The organism is Enterobacter sp. ECC-175 (assembly GCF_043968675.1).
Lineage (GTDB): Bacteria > Pseudomonadota > Gammaproteobacteria > Enterobacterales > Enterobacteriaceae > Enterobacter.
In genome coordinates this window covers 3425758-3445046 of sequence record NZ_CP143776.1, presented here as the reverse complement: position 1 = coordinate 3445046, position 19289 = coordinate 3425758, and the positions used below count along the sequence as shown (strand labels likewise).

Sequence of the window (19289 nt, the reverse complement as noted above, 5' to 3'; positions counted from 1 at the left end):
GTTCCTGATAAATAAGATTGAAAACGATGTTTATTGCGCATCTTTTAAACGTCGACAGCTTACCACGTGAATAAAAACCCCAGAAAATCCAATAAGCCGACAGAACTTTGAGCTTATTTATCCTTAAAAAAAATACCTTTCAGACGATAATGCCCGCCTGAAAAATTCTTCTGCTTTTTGAAATCGTCGACAACACTCTCGCGAATTTCGTGAGCTGACGTGCATCCGTGATGCGCGCTATTTCATACAGGAATACGGCATGAGTGCCACACTAAATGATGTAACGAATAATCCAGCCGATCGCATTAAGTCGATGCTGCTTTCGCTGCGCGGCAGCCCGAAGCTCCTGCTGGTGATTTGCGGCGCGGCGGCGCTTTCCGTTCTGATTGCGCTCATGTTCTGGGCAAAGGAGCCGGACTACCGGGTGCTGTTCAGCAACATCAGCGATGAAGAGGGCGGCGCGATTGTCGCGCAGCTCACCCAGCTCAACATTCCCTACCGCATCGACGCGCCGGGCGGCGTGATTATGGTGCCGGGATCGCAGGTGCACGAAGTGCGCATGAAGCTGGCGCAGCAGGGGCTGCCGAAAGGCGGTTCGGTCGGCTTTGAGCTGCTGGACCAGGAAAAGTTTGGCATCAGCCAGTTTACCGAGCAGGTGAACTACCAGCGCGCGCTGGAGGGCGAACTGGCCCGCACGATTGAAAACCTGGGGCCTATCCAGAGCGCGCGCGTGCATCTGGCCACGCCAAAGCCGTCGATGTTCGTGCGCGAGCAAAAAAAGCCGACCGCCTCGGTCACCGTGAACCTCATTCAGGGGCGCGTGCTGGACGATGCGCAGGTGGTGGCAATTACCCATCTTATCTCCAGCGCGGTGACCGGGCTGTCTGCCGACAGCGTCACGATTGTCGATCAGCGCGGCAACCTGCTGACCCAAAGCGGCGTGCGCGGCCTGCAAACGGCGCATCTGAAATATACCAATGAAATTGAAAGCGATTACCAGCAGCGCATTCAGCGCATTCTGGCTCCGCTGGTGGGCGACGGAAACATCCGCGCGCAGGTGACGGCGCAGATTGACTTCACCGAGCAGGAGCAGACGCAGGAGCAGTATCAGCCAAACGCCGATCCGCAAAAAATGGCGATCCGCAGCCGTCAGGCGAGCCTCGCGGAGCAGGGCAACCGCCGCGGCGCCGGCGGCGTGCCGGGTGCGCTAAGCAATACGCCCGCACCGCCTGCAACCTCGGAAATCACCCAGCCGCTGGGTACGCCAGCCGACGATAAAAAAGAAAAAACCACCGGTACCCGCAGCGCCAGCGACGGCGCGCAGCCCTACAACAACCGCAGCGACGAAACCACCAACTTTGAGGTGGACCGCACGCTTACCCATACCAAATCTAACGCCGGGCGCATCCAGCGCCTCTCCGTGGCGGTGGTGATCAACCACCTGCCGCAGGGCGAAGAGGGCAAGCCGGGCCCGATTAGCGAGGCCGAACTCGCCCGCATCAACGCGCTGGTGAAAGAGGCGATCGGCTACAACGCCGCGCGCGGGGACAGCGTCAATATTCTTAACTCGGCGTTTAACGGCGTCGTGGATGAGCCTGTGCCGCCGTTCTGGAAGCAGGATCGCTTTTACGCGCTGCTGATGTCCATTGCCCGCTACCTGGTGATTGCGATTATCGCCTGGGTGATGTGGCGCAAGCTGGTGCAGCCCGCGTGGGCCCGCCATCAGGAGACCACGCTGCGTCGTCTTGAGATGGAAAAAGAGGCGCGAGAAGAAGAGCTTGCCGCGAAGAAACGCGCGGCTGAAAAAGGCGTGCGCGACCGCGCGCAGCAGAAAGTGGATACCGAAATGCACAGCCAGCAGCTGCGCGAGCTGGCGGAGCAGGAGCCTCGCGTTATCGCCCTGGTGATCCGTCAGTGGATGAGTAAGGAGCCGAAATAATGAATGCTTCAGATAAAAGCGCCATCGTCATGCTGACGCTGGGGGATGTCCTGGCCGCAGAGGTGTTTAAGCACCTCAACGCCCACGAGGTGAAGCAGATTAGCGCATCGATGGTCAATATGGCGGGCTTCACCCACGACCAGATGGCCATGGTGCTGGAAGAGTTCAGGAAAGACTCCAGCGAATATGCCGCGCTCAGCCTCAACACCAACGATTACCTGCGCAGCGTGCTGGTCAAGGCGCTGGGCGAAGAGCGCGCCTCGTCGCTGCTGGAGGACCTGCTGGATACCCACCAGGGCACCAACGGCATCGAGACGCTCAACTTTATGGACCCGCAGGCGGTGTTCGACCTTATCCGCGAAGAGCATCCGCAGATCATCGCCACCATCCTGGTGCACCTCAAGCGCAACCAGGCGGCGGATGTGCTGGGCAAATTTGAGGATCGCGAGCGTAACGACATCATGCTGCGTATCGCCACCTTCGGCGGCGTGCAGCCTGCCGCGCTGCAGGAGCTGACGGAAGTGCTGAACAACCTGCTTCACGGCCAGAACCTCAAGCGCAGCAAGATGGGCGGCGTACGTCCGGCGGCCGAAATTCTCAACCTGATGAAGTCTCACCAGGAGGAGGCGGCGATCGAGGCGGTGCGCGAGTTCGACGGCGAGCTGGCGCAGAAAATTGTCGACGAGATGTTCCTGTTCGAAAACCTGGTGGACGTGGAAGACCGCAGCATCCAGCGCCTGCTGCAGGAAATCGAGAGCGAAACGCTGATCATCGCGCTGAAGGGGGCCGACGAGCCGCTGCGCATGAAGTTCTTCCGCAATATGTCCCGCCGTCAGGCGGAGCTGATGACCGACGATCTGGCCTCTCGCGGCCCGGTGCGTCTGTCGCAGGTCGAAGCCGAGCAGAAGACAATCCTCAACGTGGTGCGTCGCCTGGCCGAATCCGGCGAGATCCTGATTGGAGGCAGCGACGATGCCTATGTTTGATGATAAAACCCCGCGCGAATGGCGCAGCTGGCAGCCGGAGAACCTGCTGGGTGAAACCGTAGACGTGCCGCTGCCCACGCTGGATAACGCCCAGTCGGAGGCCCAGCTGAAGGCCGAACTGGCGCGCCTGCGCAAGCAGGCGGAGCAACAGGGCTTTGCCCAGGGGCAGCAGCAGGGCGAGGAAGAGGGGCGCAAGCAGGGCTTCGAGCAGGGCGTCAAAGAGGGCCGCGAGGCCGGGTTTGCGCAGGGCCTGGAGCAGGCGCGCGTTGAGCAGCAGGCGCTGCTGCGCCAGGCCGAACTGTGGGTAAGCAACGTGAAGCTGGCGCTGGAAAACCTCGACAGCCTTGTGCCTGCCCGCCTGGTACAGCTCTCGCTGGAAGCGGTGCAGCAATTATACGGTTCGTCCACCGTGGCGGATAACCACGCCCTGATTACGCAGATCCGCAAGCTGATGAAGCAGGACCCGCTGCTGCACGGCACCTTCCAGCTGTACGTTAACCCGGAGGAGTTCGCCGCGGTTGAGGAGGCGCTCGGCGACACGCTGCGCGCGATGGGCTGGGCGCTGCACCGCGACGCGCAGCTGGCCGCGGGCGGCTGCCGGGTGGTTTCGCCGGACGTTGAGGTGGATGCCAGCCTGGAGACGCGCTGGCAGGCCATCTGCCAGCTGGCGCGCGAGGAGCTCGCGCAATGAGCCAGCAGCAGCTAAAGGCGTGGCTTTCGGCAATCGATCGGGTGGAGGAAAAGCTGGCGCAGGTGCCGGATTTTCGCCAGTACGGCAAGCTCACGCGCGCCACGGGGCTGGTGATGGAGGCCGTGGGGCTGAAGCTGCCCATCGGCGCGCTGTGCATCGTTGAGCGCCAGACCGACGCGGGCATTGTGCCGGTCGAAAGCGAAGTGGTGGGCTTCAGCGGCCAGACCCTGTACCTGATGCCGCTTGAGCACGTGGACGGCATTCTGCCGGGGGCGCGCATTTACGCCCTGCAGGGCGACAGCCACCGCGGCAAGCAGCTGCCCGTCGGCCCGCACCTGCTGGGCCGCGTGCTGGACGCGCAGGGGCGCCCGCTGGATGGACGTCCCGCGCCGGGTAAACCCTCTGCCGGCCTCTTTACTCCCACGCTTAACCCGCTGCACCGCGACCCGATAAAAAGCGTGCTCGACGTCGGCGTGCGGGCGATTAACGGCCTGCTGACGGTGGGACGCGGCCAGCGCATGGGCCTCTTCGCCGGGTCGGGCGTGGGGAAAAGCGTCCTGCTCGGCATGATGGCGCGCTTCACGACCGCCGACGTCATCGTGGTGGGGCTTATCGGCGAGCGCGGGCGCGAGGTCAAAGATTTTATCGAGAACATCCTCGGCGACGAAGGGCTGTCGCGCGCGGTGGTGGTGGCGGCACCGGCGGACGTTTCGCCGATCCTGCGCATGCAGGGCGCGGTGTACGCCACCCGCATTGCCGAAGATTTTCGCGAGCGCGGCCTGAACGTCCTGCTGATCATGGATTCCCTGACGCGATACGCCATGGCGCAGCGCGAGGTGGCGCTGGCGATTGGCGAACCTCCGGCCACCAAAGGCTATCCGCCTTCGGTCTTCGCCCGCCTGCCCGCGCTGGTGGAGCGCACCGGCAACGGCGTGAAGGGCGGCGGGTCGATTACCGCGTTCTACACCGTGCTGACGGAAGGGGACGACCAGCAGGACCCGATTGCCGACTCGGCGCGCGCGATCCTCGACGGCCACATCGTGCTGTCGCGCCGCCTCGCCGAGGCGGGCCACTATCCGGCAATCGACGTGGAAGCCTCGATCAGCCGCGCCATGACGGAACTTATCCCGCACGCCCAGTACCGCAAGGTGCAGCGCTTTAAGCAGCTGCTTTCGGCGTATCAGCGCAACCGCGATCTGGTGAGCGTGGGGGCGTACGTGAAGGGCAGCGACGCGCTGCTGGACCAGGCTATCGACAAATATCCGGCTCTGGAGGCGTTCCTCCACCAGGCGATCCACGAGCGCAGCGGCTATGACGACGCCGTTCGCGCGCTCTCCGGGCTGTTCCCGGACATCACGGGGTAAAACGGTGACGCAATGAAGGTGAATAACCCGATGAACCTGCTGCGGGACATGGCAGAAGAGACGTTGTCCGAAACCACCCGCGCGCTGGGCGGCGCCCGGCAGCAGCTGCAGCAGGCGGTCACGCAGCACCAGCAGCTGCAACGCTACGAGAACGAGTACCAGCAGTCCCTGCGTCAGGGAATGATGGGCAGCGGCATGTCGGTGGCGGATCTGGTGAATCACCAGTCGTTTATTGTGGCGCTAAGGCAGGTGGTTAAGCAGCAGGAAGGCCACGTTAACGCCTGTGAGAAAGAGGTGGATCGGGTTAAGCAGAGCTGGGTGCAAAACAAACAGCGCCTGAACGCGTTTGAAACGCTGATTGCGCGACGCGCCTCGGCGCAGGCGCAGGCGCAAAGCCGCCACGAACAGAAGCTGATGGATGAATTTGCCCAGCGTGCCGGACAGAAGAGAGAAAGGCTATGAACATCGATATGGCCACCCTGCTACTGGGTGGAATGCAGGAAAAACCAAAGGCGGGAGCGCTTTCTGACAAGGGGTTTAGCCTCGAGCTGGACGACAGGCTGGCTTCCCTGGCGCAGCTCTTCCCGGGCATAGAGCCGCAGATGCTGGTGGCCGCGCTGCCCGCCGGGCTGCTGGCGCAGGAGGTGGCCGACATGCCAGACCTTGAGGCCGAGCTGATGACCGGACAACGGGAGCGGGCAGAAACCCAGACGGGCGTGACGCTCGACGACGGTGAAGGCGGGGAGAGCCCGCAGTGGCAGCTCCAGCAGCTGGTTGCCCGCAGCGTGACCGGGGCCGACGCCGCCGCGCGCCCCGCCGTGGGGAAACCCGTGGAGGGCGCGATGAGCGAGAGCGCGGGCGATCGCGGCGTCAGGGCGGGTGAGCCGCGCGGCAGGCTGGCGGTCCCGCTGGCCGTGGCCGATAGGCCCGCGCCGGTCAACCCGCTTGCGGCGTCAACATCCGCAGCCGTGCAGGCTTCTGCGGTGGTTCCTTCCAGCGAGGCCGCTGCGACCGACGCCGTTGACATGACGACGACAACGCCGTCGGGGAGCGCCGTCGCGATGCCCGCCGCCGTGCGCACCAGCCTTACCCACGCGCCGCAGCAGGTGGTGACCGTGAGCCATCCGCCGGAAACGCCGGAATGGAAGCAGTCGGTCAGCCAGCACATCGCCATCTTCAGCCGGAACGGCCTGCACAACGCCGAGATCCGCCTGAACCCGGAGGAGCTGGGCTCGCTGCATATTTCGCTACGCATGCAGCAGGATCAGGCGCAAATCCACATCGTGAGCGAGCACGGACACGTTCGTCAGATGATGGAGCAGGCCATGCCGCAGCTGCGCGCGGCGATGGCGGAGTCGGGGATCCAGCTCGGCCAGGCCAACGTCAGCGCGGAGGGACAGCAGGCCGCCGCGAATGGGCAGGAGGGCAACGCCCGTGGAGAGCCGCAGGTGCAGAGGGAAGGTGAAGAGAATGACGCTGAGGGCGACGTGGTGCCAACGCTATTAACCACCACGCCGGGAAATATATATGGAATTAATACCTTTGCGTGAAGTGCTGAATTACGTTCAGTAATGAAATTTTATCGCCTGATTATCAGGATGACGATCTGGACTACAATATCCGCCATATTGACCCGAGGGTAATCGACTACCCTCACTTATTTATCAGGTGTACGTTCAATGAGTAATAAAAATAAAAAGGTCGCCAGCGGCGGAGGATCTCGCTCGCTTCTGATGACGTTCATGTTTTTGACTGCCGTTGCCGCGTGCGGTTTTTCGGGCTACCTGTTCTGGGAATTGAAGTTCGCCAGGCCCGCGGCGGCGGCTGAGGCTGAAACAGCGGCGCGGCCTGCACCGGCCCCTGTGCCAGTCGAGCCGCTGTACGCCTCGATGAATACCTTTACCGTTAGCCTGAAGCCGACGACCAGTGAGTCGGATCGCGTTCTCTATCTGGGCCTGTCGATTCGGGTCGCGGAACAAGCGTCGCTGGCCGCGCTGCAAAAATATTTACCGGAATACCGCAGCCGCGTATTTATGCTGCTGACCCAGCAAACCTATGACGATTTATCCACGGATGAAGGAAAGCGACGTCTGATTAATAACATCAGGGCCGAGCTTGATAAACCTCTGGCGTTTAACCAGTCTATTCGCGTCACTGACGTCCTTATTAATGAATTTATTCTGCGGTAATTATTATGGCTGACAGCTTTTTATCTCAGGATGAGATCGACCGGTTGCTGAATGCGGATGCAGACAGCAGCCGCGATCCGAACAGCAGCAGGGCCGACGCGGGGATAAAACCCTACGATCCGCACACGCAGCGCCGGGTGATCCGCGAGCGTCTGCACTCGCTGGAAATTATCAACGAGCGTTTTGCCAGACAGTTCCGCATGGGGTTGTTTAACCTGCTGCGCCGCAGCCCGGACATCACGGCGGGAAATATCCAGATCCAGCCGTATCACGAGTTTGCGCGCAACCTGCCGGTGCCGACAAACCTCAACCTGCTGCACCTTAACCCGCTGCGCGGGACCTCGCTGATGGCGTTCTCGCCGGGGCTGGTGTTTATGGCCGTGGACAACCTCTTCGGTGGCGACGGGCGTTTTCCGACCAAAGCGGACGGGCGCGAATTTACCCCGACCGAGCAGCGCGTGATCCACCGCATGCTGTCGATGGCGCGCGAGGCCTACGAGTTTGCCTGGAGCTCGATTTACAAAATCAAGACGGAATATATCCGTTCTGAAATTCAGGTGAAGTTTACCAACATCACCTCCTCGCCGAACGATGTGGTGGTCACCACGCCGTTTTCGGTGGAGATCGGCTCGCACCGCGGGGAGTTCAACATCTGTATCCCGTTCAGCACCATTGAGCCGCTGCGCGAGCTGCTGAGCAACCCGCCGATGGACAACTCCCGGCATGAGGACACCGAGTGGCGCGGCATGCTGGCGAGCCAGATGCGCGAAACCGAGCTGGAGCTGACGGCGCGCTTTGCCGACATCGGCACCCGGCTGTCCAACGTGATGCAGCTGAAAAAAGGCGACGTGATCGCTCTGGACAAGCAGGAATTTATCGAAGCCAGCGTGGGCGGCGTGCCGGTCTTTACCGCCAGATACGGTGCCGTTAACAACCAATATGCCCTGAAGGTCGAGCAGATGATTCAGCCTTCGTTACTATCATTCAACAAGGAGTAATTTCCCCATGAGCGACATGAACACCTCATCGGGCCCTGACGGTCAGTCCATTGATAATCTGTGGGGTGACGCCATGACCGAACAACACGCTGCGGGAATTACCGACACGATGGCTGCGCCAGCATTTTCGGACGAAATGAACCTGATCCTCGATATTCCGGTAAAAATGACCGTCGAGCTGGGGCGCACCAAAATGACCATCAAGGAGCTGCTGCGCTTAAGCCAGGGCTCGGTGGTGTCTCTGGACGGGCTGGCGGGCGAACCGCTGGATATCCTGATCAACGGCTATCTGATCGCGCAGGGGGAAGTGGTGGTGGTGTCCGACAAGTTCGGCATCCGCATCACCGACATCATTACCCCGTCCGAGCGCATGCACCGCCTGAGCCGCTAATGAACGCAACGAACTCCCTCCCGGCTACGGGCTCGGTGCTGATGACCGTAACCGGCGCGCTGGCGCTGATCGTCCTGCTGATGGCGGCGCTGGCCTGGGCCGCCCGCCGCAGCGGGCTGACGCGCCGCCTCAACGACGCCCGCGGCACCATGACCCTGGTGGCGACGCAGTCGCTGGGCCCGCGCGAGCGCCTGGTGCTGGTGGACGTGGGCGAGCAGCGCCTGGTGCTGGGCGTGACCGCCACGCAGATTACCTGCCTTACCGCGCAGCCGCGCCCGGAAAGCGTGCCCGAGGCCGCCGCGCCGGTGGCGGCATTTCCGCAGATGCTGGAAAAGCTGCGCCAGAAGTACCGTCCGGGAGGCGAGCGGTGAAACGTTACGCGCTGAACGCGCTGCTGGCGATCGGCCTGCTGCTGCCAGCGGCCTGCGCAACGGCGGCCAACGCTGACATCACCCTCGGCCAGCCGACGGGCGAGGGCGGCTGGACGCTGCCGGTGCAAACCCTGCTGCTGCTGAGCGGCTTTACCTTTATTCCCGCCGTGCTGCTGATGATGACCGGCTTTACCCGCATCATCATCGTGCTGGGCCTGATGCGTAACGCCCTCGGCACGCCGACCGCGCCGCCAAACCAGGTGCTGGTCGGGCTGTCGCTGTTTTTGACCTTCTTCGTGATGTCGCCGGTGTTCAGCCAGATTTACGAGAAGGCCTGGCAGCCGCTGCAGGAAAATAAAATCACCATGGAAGCGGCGCTGGCCGAAGGCGTTAAGCCGCTGCGGGCCTTTATGCTCGACCAGACCCGCGAAAGCGATCTGGCGATGCTGGCCCAGATTGCCAAAACGCCGGACGTCGCCTCGCCGGAAGACGTCCCGCTCAGCATCCTGGTGCCCGCGTTTATTATCAGCGAGCTGAAGACCGCGTTTCAGATTGGCTTCACCATCTTCATTCCGTTCCTGATTATCGATCTGGTGGTCGCCAGCATTCTGATGGCGCTCGGGATGATGATGGTCCCGCCAACGACCATCGCCCTGCCGTTCAAGCTGATGCTGTTCGTGCTGGTGGACGGCTGGCAGCTGCTGGTGGGCTCGCTTGCCCAAAGCTTTTACAGTTAGGAGACAAAGATGACCCCTGAAAGCGTCATGGTAGTGGGCATGCAGGCGATAAAGGTCGGGCTGATGGTCTCCGGCCCGCTGCTGGTGGCCGCGCTGGTCACCGGCCTGATTATCAGCATCCTGCAGGCCGCGACCCAGGTCAACGAAATGACCATGACCTTCATCCCCAAAATCCTGACGATCGTCGGGATTGCGGTGGCGCTCGGCCCGTGGATGATGAAAATCTTTATCGAATATACCCGCGCGGTTTTTGCCAGCATTCCCTACGCGATCGGCTGATGGCCTTCGGACTTCCTCTCGATCAGCTCTACGGGCTGATTAGCCACTACGTTTTCATCCTGGTGCGCGTTGGCGCGCTGCTGCACGTTGCGCCAATTTTCAGCGAGAAAGCGGTGAGCAAGCGGCTGCGCGCGGGCCTCTCCCTTTTGATCGCTATTCTGATTGGCGGCACGCTGCCGGACGCCGGGGTGGGGCTCTATTCGTGGGAAGGGGCGTGGGTGATGGGCAAACAGGTCATCATCGGCGCGGCGATGGGGCTGACGCTTCAGCTGCTGTTCGCCGCCGTGCGCATGGCGGGCGAAATCATCGGCATGCAGATGGGCCTGTCGTTTGCCACCTTCTTCGATCCCGGTGCCGGGAACAGCCCGGTGATCTCCCGGTTTCTCAACCTGCTGGTGACCCTGCTGTTTCTGGCGCTTAACGGCCATCTCTGGCTGCTGGCGCTGCTGGCGGAAACCTTTCACACGCTGCCGATTGACGCCGCGCCGCTGCACGCGGGCGGCTTCCTGTACCTGGTCACGCACGCCGGGCTGATCTTCAGCCAGGGGCTGATGCTCGGGCTGCCGATTATCTCCCTGCTGCTGTGCATTAACTTTGTCCTCGGGCTGCTGAACCGCCTGACGCCGCAGCTCTCGGTGTTTGTGATCGGCTTCCCGCTGACGCTGAGCTTCGGCATGCTGGCGCTTTTCCTGCTGGCGCAAACCCTGACGCCGTTCTTTGAACGCCTGATGGCGACGGGGTTTGACCATCTGGCGCAGCTTATCCAGGCGCTGGCGTAGCGGCGCTAGTTGGTGCAGACGATGCGGGCCACCGATTCGGTGCCGGAGGCCAGAACCTTATTGTCCAGCAGATAAAGGGTGCTGGTGCCCACTTCCCCCTTGCCGATCTGCGGGTAAATATAATCCTTCACCTCCTGATCGGTGCTCTGGTCGCCCAGCTTGCGATGCTGGCTGGTCACCGTCAGATGAATGCGCTTGCCTTCTACCTCGGTGTCAAAACGTACCTCGCGGTGTATCGGCGTTGGGCGTCCCGCCAGCCGGCCGTCCACAAAGCGGCTCAGGCTGCCGATGTAGGTCGTATGGCCGCTGAACAGGTCGTCGCGGTACGAGCGGTAGATGCCGCGCGCCAGCGTCGCGTTGTCCTTATCCTCAATGGTGTAATAGGAGGTCGGTGCGACGCACGCCGACTTATACGGCAGATGATAAAAGGTGTAGAACACCATCCCGCCGAACCCGGCCAACAGGCTGAAGAAGAACAGCAGCCCGAGCCTGAATTTAGTAGAGGCGAAAAAAGAACGATTCGCAGTCATTTCCCGAGTCCTTTAAGCGTTGTTGGCAGGCGATGAGCCCCTGAAACGTGCTCATCTTTTCTGAGCCTGTCGTGACGTACAGCACCGGCGCGGGCTTCTCCCCGGCCCGTTTATCCAGCACGTGCTGCATATAGGTTTGCAGCGTGGCTTCAATGAGCGCCTGTTTGTTCTCTTCGCTCGCCTGCACCAGCACTTCGGCCCCGGGCGGCACTCCCGGCCCGGACCAGGGCACAAAGTGGACCGGCACCGGGGTAAAGAAAAAGAGGCTACGCATCAGCATGGACAACCCTACGCCGACCAGCAGACCGGCGACAACCACGCCTGCGGCCCGTAGAAGGCCTTTACGGGCGCGGGGCAGAACGTGAGAAACGGCCGGAGGAGGGGCGTCCGGCGCAGGCGCCAGCGCGGGAGCGTCCGCGGCGGGCTCGGGCTGCCCGCCGCTATTCTCCCGCACAATCAGCCGGTAACCGCTGCGCGTCACGGCGACGAGGGTGATGGTTTCATGTACGCCAAGCTGGATAAACGCGCGGCGGAGCTTGGTGATCATCACCCGCACGCTGTTGTCGGTCACTTCCACGCCGGCGCTGCGCCAGCCGATATCCATAAGCTGTTCCTGAGACAGCACTTCGCCCGGCGCATTTACCATAGCGGCGAGACACAGGCACGCGCTTTGCGGAAGCGTAACGCTCTCTTGACCGTCCGTGCGGGAGAGGGTGCGCGTGTGAATATCCAGCGTTACGCCCGTTCCAATCGCAATGTTATTGAGCATAGTTATCTGATTCTTCTGATGTCATGGGTAACGCTTCCGGCTGTTGTAATTAATAGTAATGAAAACATCTTCCTGCTAGCCAGCGGACCGAAAGCGACATGCTTTTTATGTCTTACGTCTTATTTTTGCAACCATTAAGTCATAACGCCCCTGGTAACTTTAAGGTTATTAACGGCGGGCTCATTAACCTTATTAAAAATGCGCCTTTGGCGGTTTTGCTTTAAATTCATTAAAACCAAGCGTTTAGTTTTATTGTTGAAATCTTAGGGCTTTTTTGGCGTTGAGAACGATACGCAACGCGCATTTACCGTTAACAAAGTTTAATAACCAGGAAATTATTAATTGTATGGATAACGGTATGCGAGCGGTTGCGAACGCGATGGGGAAATTTATACTGGTGTGAAACACATGTTATTGAATTTATTACGCAGAAATTAATTACAAGGATGGCTTATGTTAACACTCAAACGCTGTTTACACACTTCCGATGCCCCGTCGATGTTTCCCGTCTTTATTTGCCGCCTGGTGCTCGGCGTATTTTTCTTTACTACCGGATTCAATAAATTATTTGTTCCCGATAACCAGCTCCTGATGCTGGACACCATGCACGACGCGGGCATCCCTTTTCCCGCGATGATGGCGGTAGTGGTCTCATTTCTGGAGTGTGCGATGGGCTTCCTGCTGATGCTGGGGCTGCTCAGCCGCCTGAGCGCCCTGGCGCTGTTTACCATTAGCGGCGTGGCGCTGGTGACGATTGGTATTTACACCATTCCGCAGGGGCTTAATGTGATTGCCTGGCTCAGCTGGCTGTTTTATTTGCCGGAAACGCTTTATATGGTGCTGAGCCTGATCGTTATCGCCTGGGGGGGAACCTATTACAGCCTCGACGGCTGGCTGGTGAAGCGCTGGCAGAACGGCCGCAAAATTGTTTTTGTTGAGGGATAGCAGGAATGCGCTGTTATCAACGGTTTGAAGAGCATATTTCCTGACCCCCGCATAATAAAATAGCCCTGAAGAAAAGGCAGCGCTCTGCTGCCGTTTAACGTACAGGCGCTAAGCACATGGTTTTAACAGTCATACTGGTCATTATCTTTATTACGTTACTTATTCTGGTGCAGACCGGGGTGATCCCCTGGTTTATCCGCACCGAAGGGGATCGCCTGCGCTCGCAGGTGGATACGCTCGCAACCCAGCTTCGGGAGCAGCTCGACCGCGTGGAGGCGCAGCAGCGTTCGATGACCGAGAGCGTGGTTACGCTTAAAAGCTTCGCGCTCGACAAAAGCACGCCGGGCGAGTCCGACCTCGCCGAAGAGGCGGGCAGCAGCCGCCCGTTCTACGGGGCGCTGGTGAAGGAGATGGGCGAACGCCTGGGCGGGCGGGCGTGGATTGTCGAAGACACCGGGCGCATCATCGGCGATGCCGCAGGCGCACCTAACGTCCAGTCGCTCAACGATACCGATCTGCCGATGGCGGTGCCGCTGCGCTCGCTGCTGGCGCAGTCGGGCGAAGGCCTGCGGCACACCAGCTTTCGCAGCGCCAGCGGCGAGCACACGCTGGTCGTCATGCCGGTGGCTGAAACCCCGTGGCTGCTGGCGATTGACGTACCTACCCGCCGGATGGGCGAACGCGCGGGCATTCTCCTTCGCAAGCCCTGGCCGCTGGCGGCGCTGCTGCTGGTCTCCACCCTCACGCTGCTGCGCAGCCTGAACCTGCACCTTTCCCGCCTGAACGAAGAGCTTCCTTCCCAGCTGAAAAGCGAACACGGAGAGCACCTGCCGCCGCTGATGCAGGAGATAGGCGAGCAGGTGAACGCCGTGGCCCGCGCCGCCGTCACCATTGCTCAGGAGAACGAACGCCTGCTGCGCGTGCCGGAGCCCAACCCGAACGTATTAGCCACCCTGAGCGAAAGCGCGACCAGCGTGGTCCAGGCAATGGGCACGCTGAACGAGGCCGCCCGCGCGATTGCCGACAGCAGCGGGACGCTGGTCCAGCTCGCCAGCCGCGCCTACAGCTACTCCCTGCATAACGAAGAGAGCGTGTTTGCCGTCGAGTCGCGCAATCTCGCCAGCCGCTGCGCGCGCTCCTCGAAAGAGCTGCGGGCGCTGATTGAAGACGCGATGATGCAGGCGCAGAGCGGCGTACCGTCCGTGGCGCACAACAACAGCGTGCTGATTGAAGAAGTTTATACGGTGGCGAACGCGCTGACGCAGAGGGTGAAAGGGTAGGCGTTGGCCTCTCCCTCTCCCTGGAAGAGTGACAGCCTGGCACATACTGCCCCCTCTCCCTTGAGGAACTCCAGCCTGGCACATACTCCCCCCTCTCCCTTGAGGGAGAGGGCTGGGGTGAGGGGGAAAACACAGCCTCAGACTTCATGCCTTTCCCCGCTTTTCTGAAGCCGCCTCGCAAGTTTAAATTTCTTCCTGACGATCCTCTGTTAATCCCTAATGGCCGGGCGTAATGTGCTCTCACGTCAGCCACAGCTGGCGTCGGGATTGACCTCCTGAATGAACTCACTGTCGGCACGTGTTATAGTGCCGTACGCTTTGTCACACCTCAATGGTGGGCCAGGCGGGGGCGCTGTAAAGCGCGCCGGTATCAGTGAGCCGGTAAGGTCAACCCTGTCTGGTTCCGCCACCCGCAAGATTGACCTCTTCAGTGGCGGATTTTTGAAATTCACTGGAGTTTGCATTATGTCCTTACATCATCTCTTCACCACCCCGTTCGACCACTATACCGATTTCACCGAGCTCGCCGACCACTGCGAGCGCTTTTGCGAAGTGCTGGTTGAAGAAAGCGATCCTCTCGTAATAGCAGCGCTATGCGGCCGCCTGAACGCCTGTTTGACCCTACTTAAGCCGACGTTAACCGATCCGGTTCCACCTCACCTGGTGGGCTATTTGACCGTGGACAGTGAACCCGTAACGTACCCGGAATTTAACCCAGAAACCGATCAGCTTTGCCGCTACTGCGAAGTGTTTACTCAGCTGCTGCTGGGAGGAGGGCTTTCAGAAAGCAGCGCGCGAGTAATGACGGATTTACTGTACGACCTGACGGGCTACTTTGCCGAAAGGCTGAAATTCCCGCGCTGGATACGCACGCAGGAAGGCGTGGCGTTTATAGAATAAAAAAAGCCCTCCACCAGGGAGGGCAACCGCGCACGGAGGGCATGCGCGTAATTGTTTGAGGCGGTTAAGCAGATTAACGCAGCAGGGACAGCACGTTCTGCGGAACCTGGTTAGCCTGGGCCAGTACGGACACGCCTGCCTGCTGCAGGATGTTCGCGCGGCTCATGGCGGACACTTCCACGGAGAAGTCGGCGTCCTGAATACGGGAGCGCGCTTCGGTGGTGTTGATGATGTTGGTGTTCAGGTTCGCGATGATGGAGCTGAAGCGGTTCTGAACGGCACCCAGGTCGGCGCGGAAGTCGGCGACTTTGGTGAGTGCGGCATCCAGGTCTGCCAGCAGGCCATCGGCGAGGGCCTCACCTGCTTCCTTCTTAATAAACTCAGCATCAGCAACGCGCGCAGCAGGAGTGGTCAGACCGGTAGGTGTGGCACCACCAGTGGCGAATCTTACCTCGGTAACAATCGAATCGCCACCACCGTCTTTACCATAGGCGAAGACCTTAGTTGCACCACCTTCAGTCACTGAGAAGAGCTGCATACCCGCGTCCTTTGCTTTCTGACCGAAAGCCGAGTTGGCGATGGCATCAAGCTGAGTTTGATCCAACGTAACATCGGCATTATCCGCTGCTTTCATTGTGTCACCCAGACCCAGTTTGGTTGGGTTGGTCAGCTGGCTTGGACCTTTCAGTAGCATGTCGATATCAGCCGGGTCGGAGATTTTGGCATTGGTAAAGCCAGCACCCAGTTTAATTTCGCCAGCTGTTGCGGTATCCCACTTCGGGTCATCAATTTCGACCATTTCTTTGGAAGTCTTACCATAGGCAAAAATGCGTGTAGTACCGTTGTCTTCCAGTGTGTAGACTTCAACATCTGTGTCAGTATTTTCACTCACCAGTCCTTTCAGGTTTCCTCGGACAGTGTCATCAAGTTTCCACGGATCTGCCTGACCAGCAATCGTAATATCACCATTGGCCTTTAATGTGGCGGCTTTATCGAACTGGCTTGAAGTAATACCTGCGCCATTCACGGTAATCCCGATATCCGCGAAATCATCCATAAATTTATCCAGACCCAGAGTTTCCATGTCCAGCTTGTTCAGTTTGATGTCGATGGTATCGCCGTCTTTATCGCCGATCTGAATGGAAATTTTGTCCTGAGAGCCGTCAAACACTTTTACGCCGTTGAAGTTAGTCACTTCCGCAACGCGGCTGATCTCTTCCAGTCGGGTACCGATCTCTTTCTTGATAGAGTCCAGATCGCTGGTGGAGTTGGTGCCGTTTTTCGCCTGTACAGTCAGCTCACGGATACGCTGCATGTTCTCGGTCACTTCTTCCAGCGCGCCTTCGGTGGTCTGCGCCAGGGAGATACCGTCGTTGGCGTTACGCGCCGCCTGGGTCATGCCGCGGATAGAAGAGGTGAAGCGGTTAGAAATCGCCAGGCCCGCCGCGTCGTCTTTTGCGCTGTTGATACGCATACCGGAAGAGAGGCGCTGGATCGCGGTGCCCAGGGAAGACTGGGATTTGTTCAGGTTGTTCTGAGCCATCAGGCTCAGTGCGTTGGTATTAATGACCTGTGCCATTGTTATATCCTTCTAAGTAATAACGACTGTATGTGATATGCGTTCGTTGATGCGCATACTGAATTCATCGGGGGAAATAAAAATGACTAAATTATTTTTTCAGGTTTTTTATAAACGAGGGAAATGCGCGCATATCTGACGTCTATTTCATAAATCATTCAGCGCAATAGCGTAATAAGCCCGCAGTTATGTTTTCGTGAAGGGTAATGATTGTTGGCCTATAAATGAAAAATTAAACTTCCCTCTCTATTACCCGATAGGAATAGCGTCAGGCTAATTTATTTCAACAGGACTATTCATTATGGCTTCAACCAATTTCTTAGGCGTCGGTTCCGGGCTGCCGTTTGACCAGTGGCTGGCGGACGAGCGCAAGGGCATTACCCAAAAGCTGAACCCTTACCTGCAAAAGCAGAGCACCTATAAAGGGCAGATTTCCGCGTGGGGCTCTATCTCCAGCGCGCTGAGCACCATGAAGGACAATCTCGGCAAGCTTGAGGACGAAGGATTCAACGGCGTCAGCGTCAGCGATAACAAAACCTTTAAGGCCACGGCGGGCAGCGGGGCGATCCCTAACAGCTACTCCATTGCGGTGAAGCAGCTGGCGACAGCGCATCAGCTGAGCGTCAGCCATGGTTCACGAGACAAGCAGATAGCAACGAGCGCCAGAGATACCACGGTAAAAATTTCGCTGGAAGGCAGCGATAAGCCGCTTGAAGTCACCCTGAAACCGGATGAAACCTCCCTCGAGCAGATCGCGAAAAAGATTAACGCGCAGAAAAGTGACGTGGTGGCGGAAGTCATCACGGTCAGTGATACCGAGCATAAGCTGGTGCTGACGTCTAAAAAAACCGGTGATGCGGGCAAGATGACGATGGAGGTGTCGGGTGATGGGGAAGTTGAGAAAAAACTGAGCGGAGCCGTCTCGGACGAGCCGAAAAATGCCGAGATTTTTCTGAATGGTAAACTGGTTACGCGCAGCTCGAATACCATTAGCGATCTTATCGGCGGGGTGACGCTGGAGCTGCGGGAAGTCTCCGAATTGAAGGAGTCTGGGCTCGACCCAACCAAACCGGCCAGCTACAAAACCGAATCCCTCACCATCACCGAAGACACCTCAAAGGTGAAAACGCTGATTGAAGAGTTCGTCAAGAACTACAACAGCTACCTCAGCACCGTCGCCAGCGCGACCAAATATACCGCGCCGGATCGCGAAAGCCAGTCAACGACGCCTGATTCTACCAACGGCGCGCTCTTTAGCGACGGCTCGCTGCGTCGCCTTACCACCCAGCTGAAATCGACCGTTGGCGGCAACTATCCTGACGCCGATGCGCTTATCCAGTCTCTGGGCAGCATTGGGATTACCGTAAAGTTTGACGGGAAGATTGGCGACGAGCGCGGCGGGATACTGGGCGAGCTGTCCATCGATAGCAAAAAGCTGGATGCAGCGCTGAAGGACAACCCGAAAGCGGTGGAAGCGCTGTTTTTGGGGAAAGACGGCAATGACGGGATAAAAGACCGCATGGAGGGGATATTCAATACCTACCTCGGCGATAAATCTTCGATTACCAAAAAAGAGGGGGTGATCGAAACCGCGCTCGAAACCCTGCGCGAACAGGAAAAGCGCATCGGCAAGCAGATCACCGCCGTTGAGGCGCGTATCGAAGAGACCATGCTGCGCCGCGAAAAAGAGTATCAGCGTCTGGATAAGGCGATTAGCGACATGAACAACATGCAGTCTCAGCTTCAGAGCTCGCTGGCCGGACTGATTTAATCTTCACCACTATCCGGGCAGCGCGCTGCCCGGCAGGATCTGACGATGTACACGAAGAAAGGCTTTGACGCCTATACCGCCGTCTCGCTCGACGGCCAGATTGCGGGCGCCACGCCCCATCAGCTGATCGTTCTGCTGTATGACGGCGCGATTAACGCCATGCGCCGGGCGGAGATCTACTTCCAGTCCGGCAATATTGCCCGCCGCGGGGAGATGATCTCCCGCGCGATTAACATTATCGACAACGGCCTGCGCGCCGGGCTGGACCACGAGAAGGGCGGCCAGATAGCCGCCGAGCTGGAGAGCCTGTACGAGTACATTTCGCGCACGCTGCTGGAGGCGAACCTCAGCAAGAGCGGCGAAAAGCTGCCGCACCTGATTTCGCTGATGACCGGGATGTCCGAAACCTGGCAGGCCATCGGCCCGCAGGGCAAGCAGGTGAAGCATGGATAAGACCGTCATTGAGCTTATTGGCCAGCTCATGGCGAGCAACGCCACGCTCCAACGTCAGGCCGAAGCCGGCGAGTGGGACGCATTTTTAGACGAAACGGCGGCGTACACGCTGGGGATGCGCACGCTGTGCGACATCGATCTGACCCAGATGGCGCAGCACAACAGGCCGCTGGTGGCGGCCCGGCTGGCGCAGCTGCTGGAAAATGACGTGCAGCTCACCCGCGCCATGCAGTGCCGCCTCACCGAGATTGGCACCGAACTCTCCGCCATGCGTAAATCTAGCGCGTCGGCAAAAGCGTATACCGCGGTTTAGACTTAACCCCCTCACCCTAACCCTC

The 19289-nt window shown here is 59.4% G+C and carries 22 protein-coding genes; 19 read left to right on the top strand and 3 right to left on the bottom strand.

The features are described from left to right. Nucleotides 1–259: 259 nt before the first annotated feature. The 13 genes from fliF (at nt 260) to fliR (ending at nt 10724) form a co-directional block, all read left to right on the top strand. Nucleotides 260–1939: a flagellar basal-body MS-ring/collar protein FliF gene (gene fliF / locus V1599_RS16475; protein WP_395300446.1), complete on the top strand. Its 1680-nt coding sequence runs from the start codon at nt 260–262 to the stop codon at nt 1937–1939. Beyond that, nucleotides 1939–2925 (top strand): flagellar motor switch protein FliG, encoded by a 987-nt coding sequence (gene fliG, locus V1599_RS16470; RefSeq protein WP_112010521.1) that lies wholly within the window; start codon nt 1939–1941, stop codon nt 2923–2925. The genes fliF and fliG overlap by 1 nt, the downstream gene beginning before the upstream one ends. Next, nucleotides 2912–3616, top strand: a complete 705-nt coding sequence (locus V1599_RS16465) for a flagellar assembly protein FliH (RefSeq protein ID WP_395300445.1) — start codon at nt 2912–2914, stop codon at nt 3614–3616. Before fliG ends, V1599_RS16465 begins: the two co-directional genes overlap by 14 nt. Beyond that, a complete protein-coding gene (gene fliI / locus V1599_RS16460; protein WP_297121613.1) occupies nt 3613–4980 on the top strand; it encodes a flagellar protein export ATPase FliI in 1368 nt (455 codons plus the stop codon). Before V1599_RS16465 ends, fliI begins: the two co-directional genes overlap by 4 nt. A gap of 12 nt (nt 4981–4992) precedes the next feature. After that, nucleotides 4993–5442 (top strand): flagellar export protein FliJ, encoded by a 450-nt coding sequence (gene fliJ / locus V1599_RS16455; protein WP_395300444.1) that lies wholly within the window; start codon nt 4993–4995, stop codon nt 5440–5442. Then, nucleotides 5439–6530, top strand: coding sequence for a flagellar hook-length control protein FliK (locus V1599_RS16450; RefSeq protein ID WP_395300443.1), 1092 nt, complete (start codon nt 5439–5441; stop codon nt 6528–6530). Before fliJ ends, V1599_RS16450 begins: the two co-directional genes overlap by 4 nt. A gap of 129 nt (nt 6531–6659) precedes the next feature. Next, nucleotides 6660–7169, top strand: a complete 510-nt coding sequence (locus V1599_RS16445; RefSeq protein WP_395300442.1) for a flagellar basal body-associated FliL family protein — start codon at nt 6660–6662, stop codon at nt 7167–7169. A gap of 5 nt (nt 7170–7174) precedes the next feature. Further along, nucleotides 7175–8167 (top strand): flagellar motor switch protein FliM, encoded by a 993-nt coding sequence (gene fliM, locus V1599_RS16440; protein WP_112010527.1) that lies wholly within the window; start codon nt 7175–7177, stop codon nt 8165–8167. 7 nt (nt 8168–8174) lie between these two features. Beyond that, complete coding sequence (gene fliN, locus V1599_RS16435; protein WP_112010528.1) at nt 8175–8558, top strand: flagellar motor switch protein FliN; 384 nt, start codon at nt 8175–8177, stop codon at nt 8556–8558. Further along, nucleotides 8558–8929 carry a flagellar biosynthetic protein FliO gene (gene fliO, locus V1599_RS16430; protein ID WP_395300441.1) on the top strand — a complete coding sequence of 124 codons (372 nt, stop codon included), beginning with the start codon at nt 8558–8560 and terminating at the stop codon, nt 8927–8929. Before fliN ends, fliO begins: the two co-directional genes overlap by 1 nt. Beyond that, nucleotides 8926–9666, top strand: a complete 741-nt coding sequence (gene fliP / locus V1599_RS16425; protein ID WP_395300440.1) for a flagellar type III secretion system pore protein FliP — start codon at nt 8926–8928, stop codon at nt 9664–9666. Before fliO ends, fliP begins: the two co-directional genes overlap by 4 nt. Before the next feature lie 9 nt (nt 9667–9675). After that, a complete protein-coding gene (gene fliQ / locus V1599_RS16420) occupies nt 9676–9945 on the top strand; it encodes a flagellar biosynthesis protein FliQ (RefSeq protein ID WP_112010530.1) in 270 nt (89 codons plus the stop codon). Continuing rightward, nucleotides 9945–10724 carry a flagellar biosynthetic protein FliR gene (fliR, locus tag V1599_RS16415; RefSeq protein ID WP_297121593.1) on the top strand — a complete coding sequence of 260 codons (780 nt, stop codon included), beginning with the start codon at nt 9945–9947 and terminating at the stop codon, nt 10722–10724. Before fliQ ends, fliR begins: the two co-directional genes overlap by 1 nt. 5 nt (nt 10725–10729) lie before the next feature. On the opposite strand, the gene V1599_RS16410 is transcribed toward fliR, so the two are convergent. Both V1599_RS16410 and V1599_RS16405 read right to left on the bottom strand, forming a co-directional pair. Further along, nucleotides 10730–11254, bottom strand: coding sequence for a hypothetical protein (locus tag V1599_RS16410; RefSeq protein WP_112010532.1), 525 nt, complete (start codon nt 11252–11254; stop codon nt 10730–10732). After that, nucleotides 11220–12023 (bottom strand): transcriptional regulator, encoded by an 804-nt coding sequence (locus V1599_RS16405; RefSeq protein ID WP_395300439.1) that lies wholly within the window; start codon nt 12021–12023, stop codon nt 11220–11222. Before V1599_RS16405 ends, V1599_RS16410 begins: the two co-directional genes overlap by 35 nt. A 453-nt stretch (nt 12024–12476) precedes the next feature. Here V1599_RS16405 and V1599_RS16400 point away from each other — a divergent pair, with 453 nt between their 5' ends. The 3 genes from V1599_RS16400 (at nt 12477) to V1599_RS16390 (ending at nt 15148) form a co-directional block, all read left to right on the top strand. After that, on the top strand, nt 12477–12968 hold the full coding sequence (locus V1599_RS16400) for a DoxX family membrane protein (RefSeq protein ID WP_395300438.1): 492 nt from the start codon (nt 12477–12479) through the stop codon (nt 12966–12968). Between the two features lie 116 nt (nt 12969–13084). Next, entirely contained in the window at nt 13085–14248 is a 1164-nt protein-coding gene (locus V1599_RS16395) for a methyl-accepting chemotaxis protein (protein WP_395300437.1), read from the top strand. A 465-nt stretch (nt 14249–14713) separates the two neighbouring features. Next, nucleotides 14714–15148, top strand: coding sequence for a hypothetical protein (locus V1599_RS16390; RefSeq protein ID WP_395300436.1), 435 nt, complete (start codon nt 14714–14716; stop codon nt 15146–15148). Nucleotides 15149–15221: 73 nt separating this feature from the next. Here V1599_RS16390 and V1599_RS16385 read toward each other — a convergent pair whose 3' ends face one another. Beyond that, complete coding sequence (locus V1599_RS16385; protein ID WP_395300435.1) at nt 15222–16727, bottom strand: FliC/FljB family flagellin; 1506 nt, start codon at nt 16725–16727, stop codon at nt 15222–15224. 301 nt (nt 16728–17028) lie between these two features. Between V1599_RS16385 and fliD the strand changes: the two genes are divergently transcribed. Genes fliD through V1599_RS16370 form a run of 3 tightly spaced genes read left to right on the top strand, consistent with a single transcriptional unit; the run spans nt 17029 to nt 19264 of the window. Then, on the top strand, nt 17029–18498 hold the full coding sequence (gene fliD, locus V1599_RS16380) for a flagellar filament capping protein FliD (protein ID WP_395300434.1): 1470 nt from the start codon (nt 17029–17031) through the stop codon (nt 18496–18498). 45 nt (nt 18499–18543) lie between these two features. After that, nucleotides 18544–18951, top strand: coding sequence for a flagellar export chaperone FliS (fliS, locus tag V1599_RS16375; RefSeq protein ID WP_112010539.1), 408 nt, complete (start codon nt 18544–18546; stop codon nt 18949–18951). Continuing rightward, entirely contained in the window at nt 18944–19264 is a 321-nt protein-coding gene (locus tag V1599_RS16370) for a flagellar protein FliT (protein ID WP_395300433.1), read from the top strand. Before fliS ends, V1599_RS16370 begins: the two co-directional genes overlap by 8 nt. The last annotated feature ends 25 nt before the right edge of the window (nt 19265–19289 follow it).

Excerpts from the sequence above, each read along its gene's own strand:
- fliF (WP_395300446.1), top strand. The coding sequence starts at position 260 with ATGAGTGCCACACTAAATGATGTAACGAATAATCCAGCCGATCGCATT.
- fliG (WP_112010521.1), top strand. The coding sequence starts at position 1,939 with ATGAATGCTTCAGATAAAAGCGCCATCGTCATGCTGACGCTGGGGGAT.
- V1599_RS16465 (WP_395300445.1), top strand. The coding sequence starts at position 2,912 with ATGCCTATGTTTGATGATAAAACCCCGCGCGAATGGCGCAGCTGGCAG.
- fliI (WP_297121613.1), top strand. The coding sequence starts at position 3,613 with ATGAGCCAGCAGCAGCTAAAGGCGTGGCTTTCGGCAATCGATCGGGTG.
- fliJ (WP_395300444.1), top strand. The coding sequence starts at position 4,993 with ATGAAGGTGAATAACCCGATGAACCTGCTGCGGGACATGGCAGAAGAG.
- V1599_RS16450 (WP_395300443.1), top strand. The coding sequence starts at position 5,439 with ATGAACATCGATATGGCCACCCTGCTACTGGGTGGAATGCAGGAAAAA.
- V1599_RS16445 (WP_395300442.1), top strand. The coding sequence starts at position 6,660 with ATGAGTAATAAAAATAAAAAGGTCGCCAGCGGCGGAGGATCTCGCTCG.
- fliM (WP_112010527.1), top strand. The coding sequence starts at position 7,175 with ATGGCTGACAGCTTTTTATCTCAGGATGAGATCGACCGGTTGCTGAAT.
- fliN (WP_112010528.1), top strand. The coding sequence starts at position 8,175 with ATGAGCGACATGAACACCTCATCGGGCCCTGACGGTCAGTCCATTGAT.
- fliO (WP_395300441.1), top strand. The coding sequence starts at position 8,558 with ATGAACGCAACGAACTCCCTCCCGGCTACGGGCTCGGTGCTGATGACC.
- fliQ (WP_112010530.1), top strand. The coding sequence starts at position 9,676 with ATGACCCCTGAAAGCGTCATGGTAGTGGGCATGCAGGCGATAAAGGTC.
- fliR (WP_297121593.1), top strand. The coding sequence starts at position 9,945 with ATGGCCTTCGGACTTCCTCTCGATCAGCTCTACGGGCTGATTAGCCAC.
- V1599_RS16410 (WP_112010532.1), bottom strand. The coding sequence starts at position 11,254 with ATGACTGCGAATCGTTCTTTTTTCGCCTCTACTAAATTCAGGCTCGGG.
- V1599_RS16405 (WP_395300439.1), bottom strand. The coding sequence starts at position 12,023 with ATGCTCAATAACATTGCGATTGGAACGGGCGTAACGCTGGATATTCAC.
- V1599_RS16400 (WP_395300438.1), top strand. The coding sequence starts at position 12,477 with ATGTTAACACTCAAACGCTGTTTACACACTTCCGATGCCCCGTCGATG.
- V1599_RS16395 (WP_395300437.1), top strand. The coding sequence starts at position 13,085 with ATGGTTTTAACAGTCATACTGGTCATTATCTTTATTACGTTACTTATT.
- V1599_RS16390 (WP_395300436.1), top strand. The coding sequence starts at position 14,714 with ATGTCCTTACATCATCTCTTCACCACCCCGTTCGACCACTATACCGAT.
- V1599_RS16385 (WP_395300435.1), bottom strand. The coding sequence starts at position 16,727 with ATGGCACAGGTCATTAATACCAACGCACTGAGCCTGATGGCTCAGAAC.
- fliD (WP_395300434.1), top strand. The coding sequence starts at position 17,029 with ATGGCTTCAACCAATTTCTTAGGCGTCGGTTCCGGGCTGCCGTTTGAC.
- fliS (WP_112010539.1), top strand. The coding sequence starts at position 18,544 with ATGTACACGAAGAAAGGCTTTGACGCCTATACCGCCGTCTCGCTCGAC.
- V1599_RS16370 (WP_395300433.1), top strand. The coding sequence starts at position 18,944 with ATGGATAAGACCGTCATTGAGCTTATTGGCCAGCTCATGGCGAGCAAC.